Genomic DNA, 342 nt, shown 5'->3' on the forward strand with positions numbered 1-342 from the left:
CCTGATGTCCCTGAAAGGAGGACCCCAAAATCGCGGTGATCATACCAAAATCCTGAGGGGTAAGATCAGCACGACATAACTGGTGCTGGATCGCCTGATCAATCAGCGGTTGTAATGCTTTATCGCGTCGTTCATAAATGTTTAGCATGATTGGGTCTTGGCGATCAATGATGCGCCAGTAATCAATCAGTACCACCAGCTGTGGAATCTGTTCGATATGACCTTCGATTAAACGGATAAAGCCATCATTAAAGACCCGTAATTCTTTGGCTTTCTGCTCCAGACGAGTGATGGCCCGTTCCAGCAAAGCTGCAATCAAGGCCTTACGATCAGCAAAATTAC

General features: G+C 46.5%; 1 protein-coding gene. It reads right to left on the reverse strand.

All coding sequences use genetic code 11. From position 1 onward, the window contains the following. A partial coding sequence (locus tag C3945_RS11780; RefSeq protein ID WP_161879836.1) for a hemagglutinin occupies positions 1-342 on the reverse strand: 342 nt, incomplete at both ends.

This window comes from Alkalibacterium sp. MB6 (assembly GCF_009935905.1).
Classification (GTDB): Bacteria; Bacillota; Bacilli; order Lactobacillales; family Carnobacteriaceae_A; genus Alkalibacterium.